Source organism: Paraburkholderia sp. BL25I1N1 (assembly GCF_003002025.1).
In the GTDB taxonomy this organism is placed as follows: Bacteria; Pseudomonadota; Gammaproteobacteria; order Burkholderiales; family Burkholderiaceae; genus Paraburkholderia.
Genome location: NZ_PVZB01000011.1, coordinates 189,745 through 210,526, shown reverse-complemented (window position 1 = coordinate 210,526; position 20,782 = coordinate 189,745). Strand labels below are relative to the sequence as shown.

Genomic DNA, 20,782 nt, shown 5'->3' with positions numbered 1-20,782 from the left:
CGCCCACGGTCAAAACTTTGCTCGCGTTCTTAGGTAATCCTCAAATCTCCACCCGTGCCCCCAACTCGATCACTCGATTGGCCGGCAGCTTCAGATAAGCCGCGACGTTACCCACGTTATGCAACATGACCGAGAACAAGCGCTCTCGCCACATCGCCATGCCGCTATCACGAGTCGGCACGAGAGTCGCACGGCTCAGGAAGTAGGAAGTCTCGGCCGGCTCGAATGCCAGCCCGTAAGCCTTGCAAACTTCGAGTGCGCGCGGTAGATCGACTTCATCCATGAAGCCATACGTAATCGTGACCTGGTAGCATTCCGAATCGAGGGAACGCACGCTCACACGCTCGCTGGCAGGCACCCACGGTATCTCCTCGTTGTCGACCGTCACGAAGACGACGCGTTTGTGCAGCACGCGGTTATGCATCAGATTGTTGATCAGCGAATGCGGCACACCATCGGGATCCGGCGAAAGAAAGATCGCCGTGCCACCGCAGCGAATCGGCGATTCCTTCAGCAGCGTCGCCAGATAAGGCTTGAGCGGCGTCGTCCCGGCTCTTACGCGCGCTTCGGCACGCATCATCTCCCAGCCTCGTCCCCAGGTTGCCATGATCGTGTAGATAATCAGCCCGACCAGAAGCGGGAACCAGCCGCCTTCCATGAACTTCAGCAGATTCGCGGAGAAGAATGCCGCGTCGATCACGAAGAAGAAACCGGTCGCGACCACGCACAGCAGCCAGTTGTAATGCCACGCATAGCGAATGACGAAGAACGTCAGAATGGTTGTGATCAGCATCGTGCCGGTCACGGCGATACCGTACGCGGAACCGAGCGCCGTGGATGAACCAAAGCCTAGGACAGCGGCCACGACTGCAGCCAATAATGTCCAGTTGATGCCTGGCACGTAGATTTGCCCCATCTCCCTTTCCGATGTGTAGACAACGTTCATGCGCGGCAGAAAGCCGAGTTGCATCGCTTGCTTGGTCATCGAATACGTGCCCGAGATAACGGCTTGCGACGCGATCACGGTCGCAACCGTCGCGAGCACGATCATCGGATACAGCGCCCATTGCGGAAACAGTTTGTAGAACGGATTTTGCAACGCGCCCGGATCGGCAAGCAGCAACGCGCCCTGCCCCAGATAGTTCAGCGCGAGTGCAGGAAACACGAGGCCGAACCACGTCAGCCGGATCGGCTTCGCGCCGAAATGTCCCATGTCGGCATACAGCGCTTCCGCGCCGGTCAACGACAGAACGACCGCGCCCAAAGCAACGAACGCGAGCCACCGATGATGCAGACAGAACGCCAGCCCCGTGAGCGGATTGAGCGCGAAAAGAATCGCCGGCGCCCGCATCATGTTGACGACGCCCACCACCGCAAGCACGATGAACCAGAGCACCATCACCGGTCCGAACACGATGCCGATACCGGCCGTGCCGCGTTTCTGCATCAGGAACAGCGTGACCAGCGCAACCAGCGTCACGGGTATCACACAGGTCTTGAGGAACGGTGCGGCCACTTCGAGACCTTCGACCGCGCTCAGCACCGAGATCGCGGGCGTAATCACACTGTCACCGTAAAAGAGCGCCGCGCCCATGATGCCGATGCCCAGCAACGCATGGCGCAAGCGCGGCCGCGCGGCGACAGACGACGCGGCCAGCGCCAGCAGCGCCATAATCCCGCCCTCACCGTGATTGTTCGCGCGAAGAATCAACGTGACGTATTTGAGCGAGACGACAATGATCAGCGACCAGACGATCAGCGACACAATGCCCACCACATTCAGCGCGTTGAGCGACAGCCCGCTGGCCGGATCGAACACCGTCTGCAACGTATAAAGCGGACTGGTGCCGATGTCGCCATACACCACACCCAACGCTGCCAGCGCGAGTGCAGGCGTCGCCGGGCGGTGATGCTCGCGCCCGCCGGAATTGCCCGCATCGGCCGCGGTGGATACTGACTGGCTCATGTCTCGCTCCCAGTTTCGTGTTCTCGCAGTGCAACATATGGATTGGGCCGGTGCACGTGCGGAACCGATTCCTGCTTTTATCAGGCCTCGTTTTTTTCGAGGAGTCGCCTGCGTCGCACGCAACAGTCCGCCTCGCGGAAGCAACTTTCGTACGAGAAACACGCGTTGCAATCCCTAACGCCTGACGCGCATTCATAATGTTCTGATGTTTCGCGTATCTGCCTTTTGCTAGCGCGATCTGTCTCTTTTCCTGAACGACGGTGTGCCACTAATTCAACATATACCATCGGCCGTTTGCCACGCTACTGATACGTGAAGTAGTGACAGATTTATTTCTTGGGCAGACATGCGAGGCGCGAGCAGGCGCTGCCCTGCTTTGCCACGCGTATCGCGACGACCATGGCAATGGTCACGATCGGTGCGATGCTCGGCCGTGTGATCGGTCATGTGGCGGGCAGGCCCGCGGATCTCCATTTCTTTAGGTTCACTCCGCGTATGACGCCGCCGACCGCCTGTATGATGGCGGGTCCGCGTCGACCTGAACGTCCGGCCAGAGTCCACGCAAACGCATCCATTCACGACAACCCAGAGGAAGATTGGCATGACGGCAACAACGCAATTCGATCAGGTTTCCATTGTTAAACGAGCCAACGTCTATTTCGACGGCAAGTGCGTCTCGCACACGGTTCTGTTCGCCGACGGCACGCGCAAAACGCTTGGCGTGATCCTGCCGGGCGCGCTCAACTTCGGCACCGACGCGCCGGAACTCATGGAAGTACAGGCCGGTCAATGCCGCATCCGCCTCGAAGGCAGTGACGAGTGGAAGACGTACGGTGCGGGCGAGTCGTTCTCGGTGCCCGGGAAAAGCCGCTTCGATATCGACGTGATCGAAACACTCGACTACGTCTGCAGCTATCTGTAAAACGTGTCGCGTCGCGCGACGTCGACAATCGCCGGTTGGGCACGCGCCACCGCCCAACCGGCGAAGAGACAAGCACGGATTGAAGATTCGGTTGCGATCAACGGCGCTCGTCTCACGTTCGCTCAGCCACGCACCGACGTGTTTCGACATTGTTCAAGAGCGCCTCAAAATCCTCGATAGGAAGCGGGCGGCAGAAATAATAGCCCTGATACGCGTAGCATCCCGCCGCAGCGAGGAAATCCCGCTGAGCCTCGGTTTCGACGCCTTCGGCAATCACACCCAAACCGAGGCTGCGCGCAAGCGCCACGATAGTTCTGGCAATCACGGCGTCGTTCGGATCGACTAGGACGTCGCGCACGAATGAGCGGTCAATTTTCAACTGATCCAAAGGCAGCCGCTTCAGGTAGGACAGCGACGAATAGCCGATGCCAAAATCGTCGAGCGCAAAGACAATGCCTTTCGCTTTCAGCGCGCTCATCTTCTCAATGATGTCCTGCACGTTGTCGACCAGCACACTTTCCGTCAGTTCCAGTTTCAGCCTGTCAGGCCGCGCGCCGGTGCGAGCGATAATCGTCAATACGTTGTCCACGAAATCGGCTTCGCGGAACTGCTGGACGCTGACATTGACCGCGATCGTGAGATGCGCCATGTCGGGCCGCGTTGCCCATTGCGCCAGTTGCGCGCAAGCGGCCTCCAGCACCCAGCTCCCCAGCGCAAGGATTAGTCCGGTCTCTTCCGCGAGCGGAATGAACTCGGCAGGCGGTACGATACTGCGCTGCGGATGCTGCCAGCGCACCAGCGCTTCCGCGCCTGTCACTCGCGTGCCCACAACCTGCGCCTGGTAGTGGAGCAGGAACTGTTTGTCCTCGATGGCGTTGCGCAAGCCCGCTTCCAGCGCGGCTCGCTGCACCACGACGGTCTGCATGTCGGGATCGAAGAAACGCACGGCATTGCGTCCCCGTTCCTTGGACTTGTACATCGCGAGGTCGGCCTGCTTGAGAAGTTCGTCGATCGACGCCTGATGTCCTCTGAACACGGTGGCGCCAATGCTCGCACTCGTGCGGTACTCGATCTCGCCAAGCTGGTACGGACTGCCCAGAACAGCGAGGATTCTTTCGCCCACGGCCTCCGTCTGATTGGCCGCCTCCTGCCGGTTCTTGTGCAGATTGCCGAGCACCACCACGAACTCGTCGCCGCCCACTCGCGCCACGGTGTCGCTTTCGAGCACGCTATCTGCCAGACGCCGCGCCACTTGCTGCAGCAGCAGATCGCCTTTGTCGTGGCCCAAGGTATCGTTCAACGTCTTGAAGTGATCCAGGTCGATGAACAGCAGCGCGCCGCATGCTTCGTTGCGGGCGCTGGCCGTGATCGCCTGCCTCAGGCGGTCCAGCAGTAGCGTGCGATTGGGCAACCGGGTCAGCGCATCGAAGAAAGCCAATTCCTTGATTCTCTCTTCCGCGATCTTGCGCTCGGTAATGTCGTGATGCGTGGCGACATAATGGCTGACGGTGCCGTCGTCGCTCATCACGGCGGAGATCGTGAGCCATTTCGGGTACACCTCGCCGTTCTTGCGGCGGTCCCAGACTTCTCCTTGCCATCCGCCCGCACTGTGAATCGCTTCCCGCATCTCCTCGAAGAATGCGTCGTCGTGGCGGCCGGATCGAAGCACGCGCGGTGTCTGGCCGACGATCTCCTCGGCCGTATAGCCGGTACATTCGGTGAAGGCCGAATTCACGCGCAGAATGGTGGCGTTCGCGTCGGTGATCATCATCGGTTCCATCGAGTCGAATGCGACAGCGGCAATGCGCAGTTCAGCCTCGACCTGTTTGCGCTCGGTAATGTCGCGGCCGCTCATGCGAAAGCCGATGAACTCGCCCTTGGAATCGGTAATGGGAACCCAGGACGCGGACAGCCACATCAGCGAGCCGTCCTTGCGAACACAACGAAACTCAAGGTCATTGCCGCGCAAACCCTGTAGCGCCTTCTGGAATTCAGGCGCCACGCGGGGAATGTCCTCGGGATAAATCACGGTGCCGGCAAAATCCGGTAAGGCCATGCACTCGTCGACCGTATAGCCGATGTACGCCTGCACCGCCGAGTTGATCCAGCGCGGCTTGCCGTCGGGTCCCCACCAGATTTCCCAGTTGACCGTACAGTCGGCGATCGCGCGGAATTTCTCTTCGTTCTCGCGCAATTCCTTTGTCATTGCCGAGGCAAGCCGCATCGCCCGGCCGCGGCCGGTCATCATCAGCCAGGTGAGCAGCGCCAGCAACAGGCTGAGGCCCGTGCCGGTGCTGGCGATAAGGAGCGCGGCGTTGCGGCCGAAGCGGGCCTTGAAGTCGTCGTGGGCGCTCATCGAGAGCGTCCAGTCATGTCCGCCGACAACCAGATATTCATAGGCCGACATGTCCGTAGGCCGACGATGACCGGGCGCCTCGGGCGTCTTGTGCAACAGCGCGGCGGCCGACATTTCGACGCCGTCGTAGATAGCGATGGTGAGACCGGGCGGCTGCTCGCCGTACAGGCTGGCGATGACATCGTGCATGCGGAACGACGCGAACACCCAGCCGACCAGGTGCGCGCGGCGCTGGGCGACGCTGTCTTGCGGCTGGCCTCGTGCATAGATCGGCAGGTACATGACGAATCCGGGGCGAGTATTGCCGCCGGAATCCACCGAGAGGCGGACTTTGCCGGAAAGGGTCGCCATGCCGGAGTCGCGCGCCTGCTCCAGGGCGCGCCGCCGGACCGGGTCCGCCCATGCATCGAAGCCGGGCGCCGCGCGATTGATGCCGATGAACGGCTCGCGCTGGATGATGGGCGCGTAATTCTCGCGCGCGCCTTCGGGCTCGATCGCGTAGTCGGGCACGCCCTGCCGGCGCATGGCCGTTATATGCTCGAGCTTTTGCGTCGCCGGCACCCACGCGACGATGCCGATCGCCTGGATGCCGGAGAAGTTGGCGTCGAGATTGAGCGTGCCGACGTAGTCACGAAACCGGCCGCGGTCGATCTCGCCCGTCGCGGCGACCAGGCTCTGCACGCCGCGTAGCAAGAGCTCGTACGTGCCCATGCGCTGCTCGATGCGGCTGACGGCGTCGCCCAGCGAATAGTTGAACTGGGACAGCAGTTCATGACGCGCGGATTGCCGCTCATGGTCCCATAGCATCCAGGTCACGCTGAGCGCGGCGGACAGGACCAGAAACGGAAGCAGGACGAGGCGTGCCCAGTTCACGGCTGCGTCTTGAAATCGACCATCGAATCGGCAAGGTCGGGTTTAAAGTACTTCTCGAAGATGCGCCGCACGGTGCCGTCCGCGCGCATCTCATTCACCAGCGCGCGCCACTTTTCCCGCTCGGCGGGCGAGAGTGCCTTCTTCGACATGATGAGGCCGTGACGGACGGCGGGGTCGTCGAATTCCACGATGGTGGTGACGTCGCGGATTTTCTTTTCATCGATTGCAGGGTAATCGAAAGGCTCGATGATCATGCCTTGAATGCGCCGCAGAATCAGCGCCTGATACAGCGGATCCAGACCGCCGGCCTGGCTGACACGATTTTCGGCGGAGAGCTTGTCGACCAGCCGGTTTGCCGAGTCGCTATAGCGGAAGCTGCGGATAACGCCGAGCTGAAACTGATCGTTGTGTTCGAAGTCGGCCAGCCGATGAATTCCAGCGTCCTTGCGCACCAGCAGATAGTACTTGTTGCTGAAGTACCAGGCGAAATCCGCGTACTCATTACGCTCGTCGTTGGCAATGCCCGACAGGCTGAAATCCAGAGCGCCGGATTCAATCAGCTTCCAGATCCGGGCTCGCGACATCAGGCTGACTCTGATCTGGCAACCGCTGCGGCGAATCAGTTCGTCGGCGAAGTCCTTGTCAATCCCAGTATCTGTGTCGACGGAATAGAGCAGGCCGTGATCGTGTAAAGCGAGCGTAAACGAACGCGAACATTCCGGACCCGCGGCCATGGCGCTGCCCACGCAGCTTAGCGCCAGCAACAAACCCCCGAGGCAATGTCGAATCACAGTGTCTCCGTCGTACGAAGATGACTTGAGTACCACATTCAGTTTTCCCGACGATGGCCCCGGCGAGATCCTGCTATTGGGTCATTTTGAATGCGGCCAACGAGATGCCATTTTTTTACGGACTGGCCAGCATACACCTGTCCGTAGTGCCAGCGGAACATCCAACCGAAAGCACTCTTCACGCAATATCGGCAACGGGCTGCAGTTCTTGAGACGGCGGTTGTTATTTTTTTGCGCGGAAGCGGATTCTGTCCATTTGGAGAACTTCCACGATCAGACGCCTTCTTTGATCGAGTAAGCACAATTCATCAACCAATGGCACTATTCTTCCCACCCTGCTAGATTTTTACTCAGCCGAATCATTGATCGGGAGAGATCGATGGCCGACAGACCGACTTCCAATGCCTCCGCCGTCCGTTCGCTGGTGCTGATTGCCGTGGTCGTGGCCGCGCTGGTCGCGGCCTTCGCCTATACGGCCGGCTGGCTCTCGCCAGGGCGTCTCACGCCGGCAAAGATCGTCAACGGTCTCGCGCCGCCGGGCGGCGCGGCACTCGGCTTCCGGCGCAATCATGCCAAGGGCGTCTGCTTTACGGGCACTTTCGAATCGAACGGCGGAGCCACGGCCCTCTCCAAGGCGCCGATGTTCGCGCCTGGATCGTATCCGGTCACAGGACGTTTCAACCTCGCTACGGCCGACCCCAAAGCGCCGGATGCCACGGTCAGGGTGCGAGGCCTCAGCCTGCGCATCGTCGGACCGGATGGAAGCGAATGGCGCACGGCGATGATCGACGCGCCCTTCTTCCCGGTCGCCACGCCGCAAGCGTTCTACGCCCTACTTCAGGCGTCGGCCAACACGAGCGATCCGGACGCGATGAAGAATTTTGTCGCCGCGCACCCGGAGTTCGGCACGTTCGTCGGCTGGGCCGGCAGCGCGCCGTGGACGGCCTCGTACGCGCAAGACCGCTACAACAGCCTCAATAGCTTCATCTTCACGAATGCCCAGGGACAGGAGCAGCCCGTGCGCTGGTCCTTCGTACCGGCAGCACAGCCCGAGGCTGTGTCCGCCGACCAGTTGAAGGCGAAAGGCGCCGACTTCCTCGCCGCGGATATTACGCAGCGGGTGCAGAGCGCTCCGCAACGCTGGACGCTGGTCATCACCGCCGCCAACCCGGGCGACCCGACCGCCGACCCCAGCAAAGCCTGGCCGGAAGACCGACGCAAGGTGGAGGCAGGCACGCTGGTGGTCAACGCGATCGAGCCCGAGGCCGACGGTCCGTGTCGCGATCTCAACTTCGATCCCACGGTCCTGCCGTCCGGCATGCACGTCTCGGACGACCCGTTTCCGGCCGCGCGCTCAGCCGCCTATTCTGTCTCGTTCAACCGGCGGACCGCCGAGGATAAGGACTATCCGCGCCATCCGGCGGGAGGAGCCACGCCATGACGACCCCGATCCACACCCGCTTCACACCGCTGCAACGCGCGCTTCACTGGCTCATGGCGATCTGCATTCTGGCAATGCTGTTCATCGGCGTCGGGATGGTGTCCACCGTCCGCCCGGATTATCTTTCGCTGGTGTCGATTCACAAGCCGCTGGGTATCGTGATTCTCGTGCTGGCGCTGATTCGCCTGGTAGTAAGGTTGACGCGCGGCGCGCCGCCGCTGCCGGCGTCGATGCCGGAACCGATGAAACTCGCCGCCCGCCTGTCGCATCTCGCGTTCTATCTATTGATGATCGGGCTGCCGCTAATCGGCTGGGGCATGCTGTCGGCGGCGGACTATCCTGTCGTGGTGTTCGGAATACATTTGCCGTCCATCCTGCCGCATAGCAACGGTTTGCACACGCTGCTGTGGAACGCGCATAGAACACTCGCGCTATGTTTCTTCGCGCTGATCGTGCTTCACCTGGCGGCGGCGCTGCTGCACGCGCTAGTGAGACGTGACGGTGTGTTCGAGGCGATGGCGTCCTGGTCGAGGCGGTGAGGCATGCGCCTCCCGCGATTGAAGCAAAGCGGGCGACCTGCACAGGCCGCCCGCGTCAAACTCTACTGAGTTACCGCATCGCCACGCTTACCGCACCTTCCCCTGCTTCCACGCAGTCAGCAACTGGTCGTACTTGACCGTTTCGCCTTTCGGCTTCTCGTTCGCCAGCTTCTTCCACGGTGCGTGCTGATCCGACAACCATTTGTCCGGTGCGCTTTCCGGATTCAATTCCGGCGCGCAGACCTTCATCCCCGCGCGCTGCAACCGCCCGAGTACCTGGTCCATTTCTTTCGCCAGATTGTCCATCGCGGCTTGCGGCGTCTTCTCACCGGCGACGGCTGTCGCGACGTTCTTCCACCACAGTTGCGCCATCTTCGGATAATCGGGTACGTTGTTGCCAGTCGGCGTCCACGCGACACGAGCCGGGCTTCGATAGAACTCGATCAACCCGCCATACTTGTCCGCGTTTTTCGTGAAGTAATCGCTATGAATATCCGAATCGCGAATGAACGTGAGACCGGTAATCGACTTCTTCAGCGAGACGGTCTTGGACGTGACGAACTGCGCGTATAACCACGCGGCAGCGCGTTGATTCGGCGGCGTCGACTTGAAGAAGGTCCACGAACCGACGTCCTGATAGCCGTTCTGCATGCCGTCCTTCCAGTACGGACCGTGCGGCGATGGCGCCATCCGCCACTTCGGCGTGCCGTCCGCGTTGGTCACGTTGCCGGGTTTCAGCATCGATGCAGTGAACGCGCTGTACCAGAAGATCTGCTGGGCGATCTTGCCTTGCGCCGGCACCGGCCCCGCTTCGTTGAAGGTCATGCCCGAGGCTTCGGGCGGTGCGAACTTCTTCAGCCAGTCGATGTATTTGGTGGTCGCGAACACCGCGGCCGGACTATTCGTGCCGCCGCCGCGCGAGACCGACGCACCCACCGCATGGCAACCGTCCGGCGTGACGCGCACGCCCCATTCGTCGACCGGCATGCCGTTCGGAATGCCCTTGTCGGCTTCGCCCGCCATCGAAAGCCATGCATCGGTAAAGCGCCATCCCAACGACGGGTCTTTCTTGCCGTAGTCCATGTGCCCATAGACCTTTTCACCGTCGATATTCTTGACGTCGTTCGTGAAAAATTCGGCGATGTCCTCATACGCGGACCAGTTCACCGGCACGCCCAGCTCGTAGCCGTATTTCGCCTTGAACTTGTCCTGCAGATCCTTGCGCGCAAACCAGTCGGCGCGGAACCAGTAAAGATTCGCGAACTGCTGGTCGGGCAACTGATAGAGCTTCTTGTCCGGCGCGGTCGTGAAACTCGTGCCGATAAAGTCTTTGATGTCGAGACCAGGGTTCGTATATTTCTTGCCTTCGCCGGTCATATAGTCGGATAGCGGCATGATCACGCCATAGCGATAATGCGTGCCGATCAGGTCGGAGTCGGAAATCCAGCCGTCGTATATGCTCTGGCCGGATTGCATCGAGGTCTGCAGTTTCTCGACGACGTCGCCTTCCTGGATGATGTCGTGCTTGACTGAAATGCCCGTGATTTCGGTGAACGCCTTGGCGAGCGTTTTCGATTCGTACATGTGCGTGTCGAGTGTTTCGGACACCACGTGCACTTCTTTGACGCCTGCCGATTTCAGCGTCGCAGCGGTATCGATGAACCACTTCATCTCGTCCATCTGCTGCTGCTTCGATAGCGTGCTGGGCTGGAACTCGCTATCGACCCACTTCTGCGCTTCGGGCGTGCCGGCAATCGACGCGTGGCTCGTGAAGCCAGTCGCGATGACGCCTGCCACGGCGAGCGTGACGATTCGTCTCCTCTGTTGCATGGCTTTCTCCTGTGTCTCCGCACCCCTTGGATCAACTGCCGAGGTCCGCCCGGGGGCATCAACGGAACCGGTCTGTCCAGATACGCAAACCTTCAGGACGCAATGCTGTTCATCCTTTCCACATGACGATCAGCAGCACGAGCATCGACGCCGCAAAACCGGGCCATGCGCTCGCGCGTTCCGCGCTGATGCCGACCCACGCAAGATTGATGTACGCCGCAATCAGCAGGCCGATAAAAAGCCGGTCGCCACGCGTGGTGCCGATCGGCAGGAAGCCTTTGCGTTCGGCGGTGGGCGAGCGAATTTCCCACACGGTCATGCCCGCCAGCATCACCACGATGCAGCCGAAGAAGATCGCCACTTCCGGTGTCCAATACATCCACGTGAGCATCAGACTCTCCCCATCGCAAAGCCCTTTGCGATGTAGTTCCGCACGAAATAGATGACGAGCGCGCCGGGCACGATGGTCAGCACGCCCGCCGCCGACAGCACGCCCCAATCCATCCCCGCCGCCGATACCGTGCGCGTCATCACGGCGGCAATCGGCTTGGCGTTGACGGTGGTGAGCGTACGCGCGAGCAGCAGTTCGACCCAGCTGAACATGAAGCAGAAGAACGCGGTCACGCCTACGCCCGACTTGATCAGCGGCAGGAAAATCTTGATGAAGAATGCCGGGAACGTATAACCGTCGATATAGGCGGTTTCGTCGATTTCACGCGGCACGCCCGACATAAAGCCTTCGAGAATCCACACCGCCAGCGGCACGTTGAACAGCATGTGCGCGAGCGCGACCGCGATATACGTGTCCATCAAGCCCACGCTCGAATACAGCTGGAAGAACGGCAGCAGGAACACGGCGGGCGGCGTCATCCGGTTGGTGAGCAGCCAGAAGAACATGTGCTTGTCGCCGAGAAAGCGATAGCGCGAGAACGCGTACGCGGCAGGCAGCGCAACCAGCACGGACATCACCGTATTCATCAGCACGTAGATGATCGAATTGATATAGCCCCAGTACCAGGACGGGTCGGTGAAGATGACCTTGTAGTTGTCGAAGGTCACGTGATGCGGCCAGATCGCGAACGCGGACATCGTCTCCTCGTTCGTGCGCAGCGAGATCGACAGCATCCAGTAGAGCGGAATCAACGCGAACAGGATGTACAACGTCAGCACGACCACGCGCATCCAGCGGTTATTGCGCATGGTCGTCTCCCAGCGTTGCAGGGCCGCCTTTGCCCACGCGCTCCATCCAGTTGTACAGAATGAAACACAGCAACAGGATGATCAGGAAGTAGATCAGCGAAAACGCCGCTGCCGGGCCGAGGTCGAATTGGCCGACCGCTTTCTGCGTCAGGTACTGCGACAGGAACGTGGTCGAATCGCCGGGGCCGCCGCCTGTCAGCACGAACGGCTCGGTGTAGATCATGAAGCTGTCCATGAAGCGCAGCAGCACGGCGATCATCAACACGCCGCGCATCTTCGGCAGCTCGATATAACGGAACACGGCGAAGCGGCTGGCGCCGTCGATTTCTGCGGCCTGATAGAACGCGTCGGGAATCGCGCGCAAGCCGGCATAGCAGAGCAGCGCGACGAGCGGTGTCCAATGCCAGATGTCCATCACAAGCACCGTGATCCACGCGGCGGCGGGACTGGCCGTGTAGTTGTATTCGACGCCCGCGTGATTAAGTGCATAACCGAGCAGACCGATATCCGGACGCCCGAAAATCTGCCAGATCGTACCGACCACATTCCATGGAATCAGCAGCGGCATAGCCAGCACCACCAGCGAAGCCGACGCACGCCAGCCGGACGCGGGCATTGCGAGTGCAAGACCGACGCCGAGCGGAATCTCGAACAGCAGCACGCAGGCGGAGAAGATGATCTGCCGTCCGAGCGCGCCGCGCAGGTCGGCGTCGTTGATGATGGCGCGAAACCACTCGGTGCCGACGAACACATGTTGCGTCGGGCTGATAATGTCCTGCACCGAGTAATTGACCACCGTCATGAGCGGCAAGATGGCGGAAAACGCGACGCAGATGAACACCGGCACGACCAGCAGCCACGCCTTCTGATTGACGGGCTTGCTCATCGCGTGATCCTTTCGTCGTTGCTGAAGAATACGGTTTCCGCCGTGGCGAGCTTCAACCACACCGCCCCTTCATCGACACGCAGATGCGGTTCGACCTTCGCCCTGAAGACGTGGCCATCGCACTGCGCCGTAACCAGTTGGTAGTTGCCGAGTTGCTGCACACGCAGCAGGTGCGCTTTCACCGCGCCGGCTTCACTGTCGCTCGCGAGGCGCACGAACTCTGGGCGAATGCCGAGCGTCAACCTGCCGTTGGCGTGCCTCAGCGTATCGAGCGTAGGCGGGTCGAGTTGCAAGTGTTGCGTGCCGATCCTGATGCCGTCGGCGTTCAGTTCGATCGGACAGAGATTCATCCCCGGACTGCCGATGAAATAGCCGACAAACGCATGATCGGGCCGCAAAAACAGCGCGCCCGGATCGCCTTTCTGCACGACGCGGCCGTTCGTCATCACGACGACTTCATCCGCGAAAGTCAGCGCCTCGACCTGATCGTGCGTCACGTAGATCAACGTCAGCTTCAGTTGCTGATGAATCTTTTTCAACTGACGACGCAGGATCCACTTCATATGCGGATCGATAACGGTTAAGGGTTCATCGAACAGGATCGCGGCAACGTCCTTGCGCACGAGGCCGCGCCCAAGCGAGATTTTCTGCTTCGCATCCGCCGACAGATTGTTCGCCTTGCGCGGCAATTCACGCGTCATGTCGAGAATTTCCGCGACTTCGTGAACACGCTGTTTCACGTCATATGCCGACATTTTCCGGTTGCGCAGCGGGAACGCGAGGTTGTCGAACACGCTCATCGTGTCGTAGATCACCGGGAACTGGAACACTTGCGCAATGTTGCGCTCGCGCGGGCTCTGCGCCGTGATGTCGCTGCCGTCGAACAACACCTTGCCCTCCGAGGGCGTCACCAGACCGGACACAATGTTGAGCAGCGTGGACTTGCCGCAACCGGACGGCCCGAGCAACGCATATGCGCCGCCGTCTTCCCAGACCATGCTCATTGGTTGCAACGCGTAGTCGTCGAGCGTGGCCGGGTTGGGTGCATACGCATGCGCGAGATTCTGGAACTCAATGCGCGCCATGAGCGGCCTCCGGGCCAGACACCAGCGTCGTGTCCGCGCCGAACACGAACAGTTCGTCGGGGTCGATGTATACGTCGAGTTCAGTACCCAGATCGATCTGATGCACGCCTTGCAGTTGCGCCACCAGATCGATGCCGCCTTGCCGCGTATGCAGATGCAAGTAGGTTTCAGAGCCGCTCAGTTCGGCCAGTTCGAGCCGGCACGGCACGGCAACGGAGCGCGGCGTTCGCGGCGCGAGTCGCAGATGGCCGGGACGGACGCCGATGCGGACCGTTTCGTTTGCGCTGACAGCCCGCACGCTGGCCCGCCCGAGCGGCACGTCGATACCGATTGGCAGGCGCGCGCTGCCGTCGGCGGTGAGATTGCTGGCGAGCATGTTCATCGGCGGGTCGTTGAAGACGGCCGCGACGTCGATGTTGGCCGGCGCGTTGTACACATCGAGCGTAGGTCCGTGCTGCAGCACGCGCCCCTTGTCGACGATCGCCGTATAGCCGCCGAGCAGCAGCGCTTCAAGCGGTTCGGTCGTCGCGTAGACGACGGTGGTTTTGCCGTCCGCGAACAGCGTCGCCAGTTCCACGCGCAATTCCTCGCGCAGCTTGTAGTCGAGATTGACGAGCGGTTCGTCCAGCAGTACCAGCGACGAGCGCTTGACCAGCGCCCGCGCCAGCGCGCAACGCTGCTGCTGGCCGCCGGACAGTTCGCCCGGACGCCGTTGCAGCAGGTGATCGATATGGAGTTTGGCGGCGACTTCGTGGACGCGCCGCTTGACTTCGTCGGCGGGCGTCTTTTGCAGCTGCAGCGGCGACGCAATGTTGTCGAACACCGTCATGGCGGGATAGTTGATGAACTGCTGGTAGACCATCGCGAGGTTGCGTTGCCTCACGCTGACGCCGGTCACGTCGTTGCCGTCGGCCAGCACCCGGCCGGAAGCCGGGCGGTCGAGTCCGGCCATCACGCGCATCAGGGTGGTCTTGCCGGCTTGCGTCGGTCCGAGCAGCACGTTGATCGCGCCGGGGACAAGCCGCAGATCGACGCCGTACAGGTCCGTGTGGGCGCCCGAAACGACCGTCACCCGCTCCAGTTCCAAGACCAAATCGCTCTCCTTTGTTCTAGTGCGTCTCCGGTACCGCGGGTGCCTTCTGGTCCAACTTGGGGCGGACGGCGAGCGCACCCCTTTTTTCTGAAAGGAAATCAAAACAACGGGTTCGATGTTCCTTTTTGTTCGTTTACGTTTAAATTGGTGTTAACCATACAATCGGTCGACAACGAAGTTCATTGACGCTTACCACATTGATAACGATTGCTTTCGTTGAGGGTTTTACTTTGCGTCAATCGTAATCTGGTTGTCAGCGTAACAGAATGGCAATCCGACCGACGAATAGCCTGCTCGCGCCGCGCGGATAGGACGCAGGTTTGACGCACGTGGTCAAATGGGGCTTTTGAGGAGGACCGCATGAGTGCTGTCAACGATAAAGAAGCCGCTGACCGGACCGTCAAGCTCTACTCGGTACGCGACTTTTTCCGCAGGCCCGAAAAACACCAGTTCACGATCTCGCCGGATGGCCGGCATCTCTCGTTCTTGACCCGGCACGCGGGCCGCCAGAATATCTTCGTTCAGGAAGTCGGCCCCGACGGCTCACCGTCAGGGGACGCGCGGGCTTTGACCAACGAAACCGAACGCGACGTGCCGGGCCATACCTGGAAAGGAAACGACCGCATACTGTTCGTCAAGGACTTTGGCGGCGACGAAAACTATCACGTGTTGTCCGTGCCGATCCATGGCGGCGAACCGGTCGACCTGACGCCGTTCGACGGCGTCAAGGCGAGCATCGTCGACGATCTCAGAGACGACGACCGCCATATCCTGATTCAGATGAACCGGCGCGACCCGCAGGTGTTCGACGTGTTTCGCGTCGACGTCGTCACGGGCGCCTTCACTCCGATCGCTGAAAACCCCGGCAACATCCTGGGCTGGATGACCGATCACGCTGGGAACCTGCGCGTCGCGACGGCCTCGGACGGCGTCAACACGACCTTGCTCTACCGCGATACCGAAACCGAACCGTTCCGCCCGATTCTCACGGCCGACTTTCGCGAAACGGTGTCGCCGCTGTTCTTTACCTTCGACGATCAGCGCTTGTACGTGCTCTCCAATCGAGGCCGGGACAAGACGGCCATCTTCGAGTTCGACCCGCAAACCGCGCAGGAGGGCGAGCTGCTGTTCGAAACCGAACATGTGGACGTGGGCGGCATGACCTTTTCGCAACATCGGCGCGTATTGACCGCCGCGTGGTATGTGGATGACCGTTTGCATCGGCACTTCTTCGACGAGTGGGCGCGTTCGATCCACGAAGATCTGGCTCGTCAGTTGCCCGGCCAGGAGATCGCGATCACGAGCATCACGCGCGACGAGTCGCGCGCGATCGTCCACGCTTCGAGCGACCTGTCGCCGGGCTCGATCTGGACATACGATATCGCCAGCCGTCATCTGTCCCGGCTATGTGATCTGATGCCCTGGCTCGACGCCGCGGACATGGCGCGAATGGAACCGATCAGCTTCGTCGCGCGCGACGGGTTGCGGATCAACGGCTATCTGACGTTGCCTGCGAGCGTCGCACTCGGGCAAAAGCCGGAGCGCCCGCTCCCGTTGATCGTCAATCCGCACGGCGGACCTTGGGCGCGCGATTCGTGGGGATTTAACCCCGAAGTGCAACTGCTCGCCAATCGCGGGTACGCCGTCTTGCAGTTGAACTTCCGCGGATCGACGGGCTATGGACGCGCGTTCTGGGAGGCGAGCTTCGGTCAGTGGGGCAAGTCGATGCAGGACGACATCGACGATGGTATCGACTGGCTCGTCGCGCAAGGTCTGGCCGACCCAGCGCGCGTGGGCATCTACGGCGCGAGCTACGGAGGCTACGCGGTGCTCGCCGGTGTCGCATTCACTCCCACGCGCTATGCGGCAGCGGTCGACTATGTCGGTGTTTCGAATCTGTTCACGTTGCTCGAATCGCTGCCGCCGTATTGGAAGCCGATGCTCGACATGATGTACGAGATGATCGGCAACCCGCAAACCGAAACGGGCAAGCAGGCGCTGCACGATGCGTCGCCGCTATTCTTCGTGGATCGAATCGTGACGCCGTTATTCGTCGCGCAAGGCGCCAACGATCCGCGAGTCAAGCAAGCCGAAAGCGACCAGATCGTGAACGCCCTGCGTGAACGTGGGATCGACGTCAAGTACATGCTCAAAGACAACGAAGGACACGGCTTCCACAACGAAGAAAACCAGTTCGAATTCTACGAGGCGATGGAGGTCTTTCTCGCGCAACATCTAGGCGGCCGTTCAGCGGCGTAGCGGGCCGACAGATTCCGCATGGGACGGCGGTCGGCGCATACCCGCGTCGGCCCGCCGTGCCAATTTACAGTCCTCTCAGGAACGCCACTAGCAAGTCGCTTACTTCGGTCGAGCGTTCGCGCTGAATCCAATGACCCGCGCCGTCGAGAATATGGCAGCCACGCAATCCGGGTAGCACGCGTGCCAGATTCTCGATACGCGCCCGCGAGCCCGGAAATTTGAGAACGTCGTCTCTCGCGCCGGCCACGAACATCGAAGGCTGCCGGATCACGGCCCCTCGCCACGCGGCCATGAGTTCCGACGAGCGTCGAATACCGCGATACCAGTTGAGTCCGCCTCTGAAACCCGTGCGCGCGAACTCGCCCGCCACATAGGCGATCTCTTCGCTGGTGAGCCAGGCTGGCAGCGTCTCGGGGTCGAGCGTGCTGTCGAGAAAACCTGCGCCGGGTGCCAATATTCCGGCGACGACGCGTTCGGGCCCATCGCCCGACATGCTGAAGGTGATGCGCCGGATCGCGGCTTCGGGGTCGGCCTCGAACTCGCGCTCGGCTACACCGGGCGTCTGAAAGTACTGCATATAGAATGTTCGTATTCCTTGCCGATCCAGTGCAGTAAGCAAATCCTCCCGTGCAGGCGGATGAAACGGCACGCTCATGCCGACAACGGCACGGAACAGATCGGGCCGCAACATCGCCGAGTTCCAGGCAACCGGCGCGCCCCAATCGTGGCCGACGATCACAGCCTCGCTTTCACCGAGCACGTTGACGAGTTCGACCATATCGCCGACGAGATGCAGCATCGTGTACGAGTCCGCGTCGGGCGGTGCATCGGTGCCGCCATAGCCGCGCATATCGGGTGCGACGGCGCGAAAGCCCGCGGCGGCGAGCGCCGCCAAGTGATGTCGCCAGGAGTACCAGGACTCCGGAAAGCCATGACATAGCAGCACGAGCGGGCCGCTGCCCTGGGTGGCCACACGCATGCGCAATGCGCCGACTTGAAGCGTCTCGAGGCGAAGTTCGTGCAAGGTCGGCTCCATGAGATTCAGTTTAGCGTGACGAGCAACGCCCGGCTCCGGTGAATCAGGTAACCCTGATGGATCATTTTGCCGAGTTGCCTATTCGCTCGCCTCAAGGGGATAAGCGTGCGCGCGCCTCGATGTTAACCCGCTCATGAATGGCCTCGCAATGGCGAACCAGCGCCGGACGCGAGAGCACGTACTGCTTCAACGGCGTGTCGATCCGGTAGAAATAGATGTTGGCGACAAAGCCGTAGATCGCCGCGTCGACGGTTGTCGGCTCGGGCCCGAAAACAAATCCGTTATTGCCGAGCAGATCCGCCACGACACGCAAATCGTCGATACCTCTCGCATAGACCTGCTCCGGCTCATAGCGGCCAATGCCTTGGTAGTGATAGCGCAACCGGTTGTATTCGCGCGCGGCTTCGAGGTCGCTGGCGCTCACGTCTGCGTGTGCGGCGAGAATGGCGTCGCGGAAAGACGGCCAGAAGCGGTCGTCGCGCCAGCGTGAAAAGCTCATCGGCCAGTACAGGTCGTCGAGCGTCCTTCGGACCAGGAAGTCGAGATTCAATTGTCCCGGCGAAAGCGCGTGGTCAATGCGTAGGTCGTACCGACGCTTCAAATGGGCGATGATCCCGTCGCTATCGCCGATCGTTTCTTCTCCATCGACCAGATATGGCAACTGTCCGCGCGGCGCGAGGCTCGTATCGAGGATGTGCCGATGCTCGAAGTCCATCCCGCAGAGACGCATGAACGCGAATACCTTGAGACCGAAAGGATTGTTGTCGGCGACGCCAAACAGGTCGGGATAGGAATAAAGCGTCAGCATGAGGCGCTCCTCGCCAGGGGCCGTCACTCTGCGAAGAGTCGCTACTGCGGAGTGCGGAAGTGAGCGGATGCGATGCGCTCAAGCTTACTCGACTCCCGGTCGACCGTCATGTGATTGGCGTGCGATGACGGTACATCGGCATAAACGGTTTTTCCCCACGCGCTGTACGCAGTCTCTCAGTGCCCCAGACCGCTCCTGGCGATTTGCTGCTCGACGAACTGGGCAAACAGTGAATGCAGACGCGTGGTCGGATGAAGGTCGTCGGCAAACATGTACGTCTGGTCCGCGTTACTGGTCACGTAGGTTGGCGGCGAGCACAGCAGGGCCGTGTTATCGGGCGTCTTCTTGGGGTCGCAGGCCTGGCCGGTGTTCGACACGGCAAAGCCATTGGCCTGAAAGTTGGTGATGATTCCGTTCAGCCACGTATAGGCATCGACCTGAATGACTTTTGCCTGCACACCTGCGGTCTGCAACGCGGTGTTCAGCGTATCGTTAAACAATTGCGATAGCTGGCTCAGGTTAGCCCCGCCATCGGATGAGGCAAGGCCGGTCGGCGAGAGCCCGACGTTTGGAAGATTGACCACCACGACGTGCGCGCCGCCGTTCTGGACGATCTGCCCGATGACCTGAGCCAGGGTATTCGCCGCCGTCTGCACGGTCGGCGCCGCGGCCGGCAACTGCCCGGCGCGAAGCACGTCGTTCGCGCCGGCCCAGACGAGCACCAGTTGATTGGCGTTGAAACTGCCATGTGCCGAGAGATAGCTGGACACCTGCTGATTGACCGGCATCTCGACGTTGCCGATCACCGCGGTCAGAAAATTGGACTGATTGGCCGGGGTCGCTACGGTGGCACCGCCTTCCGCATAGCCGAGGCCGCCTTGCGCACTCAGTTTATGCGTGACGTCGATCGTATAGGCAGCCTTTAGCGTGTCGCCGTAATACTGCGCGACATCCTGCGTCCACACCTGCCCGGGATTCGTCGTGAAACGGCCGCCGCCAACCGCGCTTGCAAGCGGCGCGTAGGTTCCGACGTCGGAAAGGCTGTCGCCGAACGAGACGATTTGCAGATTAATGCCGCCGGCCGGTGTGGCGGGGCTACCGCTGTTATTTGAGTCGCCACCGTGGCCGCCGCACGCGGTAAGTAGTGACAGCGCTACTGCAAAAATTGCAGCGCGTACCGTGTCATTTATTCCTCGCATCGCAACGTCTCCCTGGCTGGCCCGAGAGCCGTTGCGACATTGCGGCTTTATCGCCGGTCGCGCTCTCCCGATAAGCACACTCTTCAAGCAATAAGCGTGCGCTATCGCGGATGACGCTGCTGTGACGTCATGCGCACTGTCGAGAATGGCGAGCGACGCGAGGCATTGCAGCGCATATGGCCGCCGTCAATCGAAGGATTCCGTATCAATCCGGCGGCCAGTTGCGGCACGCCCCTCATAGCGTGTCGGGCGCATTTCGCCTGCGTAGAATCACGCATTCACTTCGAAACACGCGCTCTTACTACACGCAAAACGGATCCGAAATAGAAATCAAGTGGATCGAGGACTTCATCGCACTTTCCCAGTATCAAAGCTTCTCGCGCGCGGCGGAGTCTCGGAACGGGAGTTGCCGCTTCTGTTGCCGACGAAGAGCTTCGTAGGCACGACCGTCGTGCGCGTCAGTCTGGTCGATCCGACCGACGTCCTTGCACGGCAATG

General features: G+C 60.9%; 16 protein-coding genes. 4 read left to right on the top strand and 12 right to left on the bottom strand.

The genetic code is table 11. The features are described 5' to 3' along the window. Positions 1 to 40: 40 nt before the first annotated feature. On the bottom strand, positions 41 to 1,966 hold the full coding sequence (locus B0G73_RS18300) for a potassium transporter Kup (RefSeq protein ID WP_106282721.1): 1,926 nt from the start codon (positions 1,964 to 1,966) through the stop codon (positions 41 to 43). 601 nt (positions 1,967 to 2,567) lie between these two features. Between B0G73_RS18300 and B0G73_RS18290 the strand changes: the two genes are divergently transcribed. Next, entirely contained in the window at positions 2,568 to 2,888 is a 321-nt protein-coding gene (locus B0G73_RS18290) for a pyrimidine/purine nucleoside phosphorylase (protein ID WP_106282719.1), read from the top strand. A gap of 112 nt (positions 2,889 to 3,000) precedes the next feature. Here the strand turns inward: B0G73_RS18290 and B0G73_RS18285 are convergent, their stop codons facing one another. Both B0G73_RS18285 and B0G73_RS18280 read right to left on the bottom strand, forming a co-directional pair. Further along, the gene (locus B0G73_RS18285) at positions 3,001 to 6,117 is read right to left on the bottom strand and encodes an EAL domain-containing protein (RefSeq protein ID WP_106282718.1); all 3,117 of its coding nucleotides are present in this window, start codon (positions 6,115 to 6,117) and stop codon (positions 3,001 to 3,003) included. Then, the gene (locus B0G73_RS18280) at positions 6,114 to 6,908 is read right to left on the bottom strand and encodes an ABC transporter substrate-binding protein (protein ID WP_106282717.1); all 795 of its coding nucleotides are present in this window, start codon (positions 6,906 to 6,908) and stop codon (positions 6,114 to 6,116) included. Before B0G73_RS18280 ends, B0G73_RS18285 begins: the two co-directional genes overlap by 4 nt. 379 nt (positions 6,909 to 7,287) lie before the next feature. Between B0G73_RS18280 and B0G73_RS18275 the strand changes: the two genes are divergently transcribed. Continuing rightward, a complete protein-coding gene (locus B0G73_RS18275) occupies positions 7,288 to 8,349 on the top strand; it encodes a catalase family peroxidase (RefSeq protein ID WP_106282716.1) in 1,062 nt (353 codons plus the stop codon). Beyond that, positions 8,346 to 8,888, top strand: coding sequence for a cytochrome b (locus tag B0G73_RS18270; protein WP_106282715.1), 543 nt, complete (start codon positions 8,346 to 8,348; stop codon positions 8,886 to 8,888). Before B0G73_RS18275 ends, B0G73_RS18270 begins: the two co-directional genes overlap by 4 nt. 87 nt (positions 8,889 to 8,975) lie before the next feature. On the opposite strand, the gene B0G73_RS18265 is transcribed toward B0G73_RS18270, so the two are convergent. The 6 genes from B0G73_RS18265 to B0G73_RS18240 form a co-directional block, all read right to left on the bottom strand. After that, entirely contained in the window at positions 8,976 to 10,718 is a 1,743-nt protein-coding gene (locus B0G73_RS18265) for an ABC transporter substrate-binding protein (protein ID WP_106282714.1), read from the bottom strand. 109 nt (positions 10,719 to 10,827) lie between these two features. Beyond that, positions 10,828 to 11,109 (bottom strand): DUF2160 domain-containing protein, encoded by a 282-nt coding sequence (locus B0G73_RS18260; protein ID WP_106282713.1) that lies wholly within the window; start codon positions 11,107 to 11,109, stop codon positions 10,828 to 10,830. After that, positions 11,109 to 11,918 (bottom strand): carbohydrate ABC transporter permease, encoded by an 810-nt coding sequence (locus B0G73_RS18255; RefSeq protein ID WP_106282712.1) that lies wholly within the window; start codon positions 11,916 to 11,918, stop codon positions 11,109 to 11,111. Before B0G73_RS18255 ends, B0G73_RS18260 begins: the two co-directional genes overlap by 1 nt. Further along, the gene (locus tag B0G73_RS18250) at positions 11,908 to 12,804 is read right to left on the bottom strand and encodes a carbohydrate ABC transporter permease (protein ID WP_106282711.1); all 897 of its coding nucleotides are present in this window, start codon (positions 12,802 to 12,804) and stop codon (positions 11,908 to 11,910) included. The genes B0G73_RS18255 and B0G73_RS18250 overlap by 11 nt, the downstream gene beginning before the upstream one ends. Continuing rightward, positions 12,801 to 13,889, bottom strand: a complete 1,089-nt coding sequence (locus tag B0G73_RS18245; RefSeq protein ID WP_106282710.1) for an ABC transporter ATP-binding protein — start codon at positions 13,887 to 13,889, stop codon at positions 12,801 to 12,803. The genes B0G73_RS18250 and B0G73_RS18245 overlap by 4 nt, the downstream gene beginning before the upstream one ends. After that, positions 13,876 to 14,982 (bottom strand): ABC transporter ATP-binding protein, encoded by a 1,107-nt coding sequence (locus tag B0G73_RS18240; RefSeq protein ID WP_106282709.1) that lies wholly within the window; start codon positions 14,980 to 14,982, stop codon positions 13,876 to 13,878. The genes B0G73_RS18245 and B0G73_RS18240 overlap by 14 nt, the downstream gene beginning before the upstream one ends. Positions 14,983 to 15,342: 360 nt before the next feature. On the opposite strand from B0G73_RS18240, the gene B0G73_RS18235 reads away from it, so the two are divergent. Beyond that, positions 15,343 to 17,241: a S9 family peptidase gene (locus tag B0G73_RS18235; protein WP_106282708.1), complete on the top strand. Its 1,899-nt coding sequence runs from the start codon at positions 15,343 to 15,345 to the stop codon at positions 17,239 to 17,241. 64 nt (positions 17,242 to 17,305) lie between these two features. On the opposite strand, the gene B0G73_RS18230 is transcribed toward B0G73_RS18235, so the two are convergent. The 3 genes from B0G73_RS18230 to B0G73_RS18220 form a co-directional block, all read right to left on the bottom strand. Continuing rightward, positions 17,306 to 18,265 carry an alpha/beta fold hydrolase gene (locus tag B0G73_RS18230; RefSeq protein ID WP_258193355.1) on the bottom strand — a complete coding sequence of 320 codons (960 nt, stop codon included), beginning with the start codon at positions 18,263 to 18,265 and terminating at the stop codon, positions 17,306 to 17,308. A gap of 103 nt (positions 18,266 to 18,368) precedes the next feature. Beyond that, positions 18,369 to 19,085 carry a glutathione S-transferase C-terminal domain-containing protein gene (locus tag B0G73_RS18225; RefSeq protein ID WP_106282707.1) on the bottom strand — a complete coding sequence of 239 codons (717 nt, stop codon included), beginning with the start codon at positions 19,083 to 19,085 and terminating at the stop codon, positions 18,369 to 18,371. 176 nt (positions 19,086 to 19,261) lie between these two features. Further along, a complete protein-coding gene (locus B0G73_RS18220; protein WP_106282706.1) occupies positions 19,262 to 20,284 on the bottom strand; it encodes an SGNH/GDSL hydrolase family protein in 1,023 nt (340 codons plus the stop codon). Positions 20,285 to 20,782: the final 498 nt, after the last annotated feature.

Excerpts from the sequence above, each read along its gene's own strand:
- B0G73_RS18300 (WP_106282721.1), bottom strand. The coding sequence starts at position 1,966 with ATGAGCCAGTCAGTATCCACCGCGGCCGATGCGGGCAATTCCGGCGGG.
- B0G73_RS18290 (WP_106282719.1), top strand. The coding sequence starts at position 2,568 with ATGACGGCAACAACGCAATTCGATCAGGTTTCCATTGTTAAACGAGCC.
- B0G73_RS18275 (WP_106282716.1), top strand. The coding sequence starts at position 7,288 with ATGGCCGACAGACCGACTTCCAATGCCTCCGCCGTCCGTTCGCTGGTG.
- B0G73_RS18270 (WP_106282715.1), top strand. The coding sequence starts at position 8,346 with ATGACGACCCCGATCCACACCCGCTTCACACCGCTGCAACGCGCGCTT.
- B0G73_RS18265 (WP_106282714.1), bottom strand. The coding sequence starts at position 10,718 with ATGCAACAGAGGAGACGAATCGTCACGCTCGCCGTGGCAGGCGTCATC.
- B0G73_RS18260 (WP_106282713.1), bottom strand. The coding sequence starts at position 11,109 with ATGCTCACGTGGATGTATTGGACACCGGAAGTGGCGATCTTCTTCGGC.
- B0G73_RS18255 (WP_106282712.1), bottom strand. The coding sequence starts at position 11,918 with ATGCGCAATAACCGCTGGATGCGCGTGGTCGTGCTGACGTTGTACATC.
- B0G73_RS18250 (WP_106282711.1), bottom strand. The coding sequence starts at position 12,804 with ATGAGCAAGCCCGTCAATCAGAAGGCGTGGCTGCTGGTCGTGCCGGTG.
- B0G73_RS18245 (WP_106282710.1), bottom strand. The coding sequence starts at position 13,889 with ATGGCGCGCATTGAGTTCCAGAATCTCGCGCATGCGTATGCACCCAAC.
- B0G73_RS18235 (WP_106282708.1), top strand. The coding sequence starts at position 15,343 with ATGAGTGCTGTCAACGATAAAGAAGCCGCTGACCGGACCGTCAAGCTC.
- B0G73_RS18225 (WP_106282707.1), bottom strand. The coding sequence starts at position 19,085 with ATGCTGACGCTTTATTCCTATCCCGACCTGTTTGGCGTCGCCGACAAC.
- B0G73_RS18220 (WP_106282706.1), bottom strand. The coding sequence starts at position 20,284 with ATGCGAGGAATAAATGACACGGTACGCGCTGCAATTTTTGCAGTAGCG.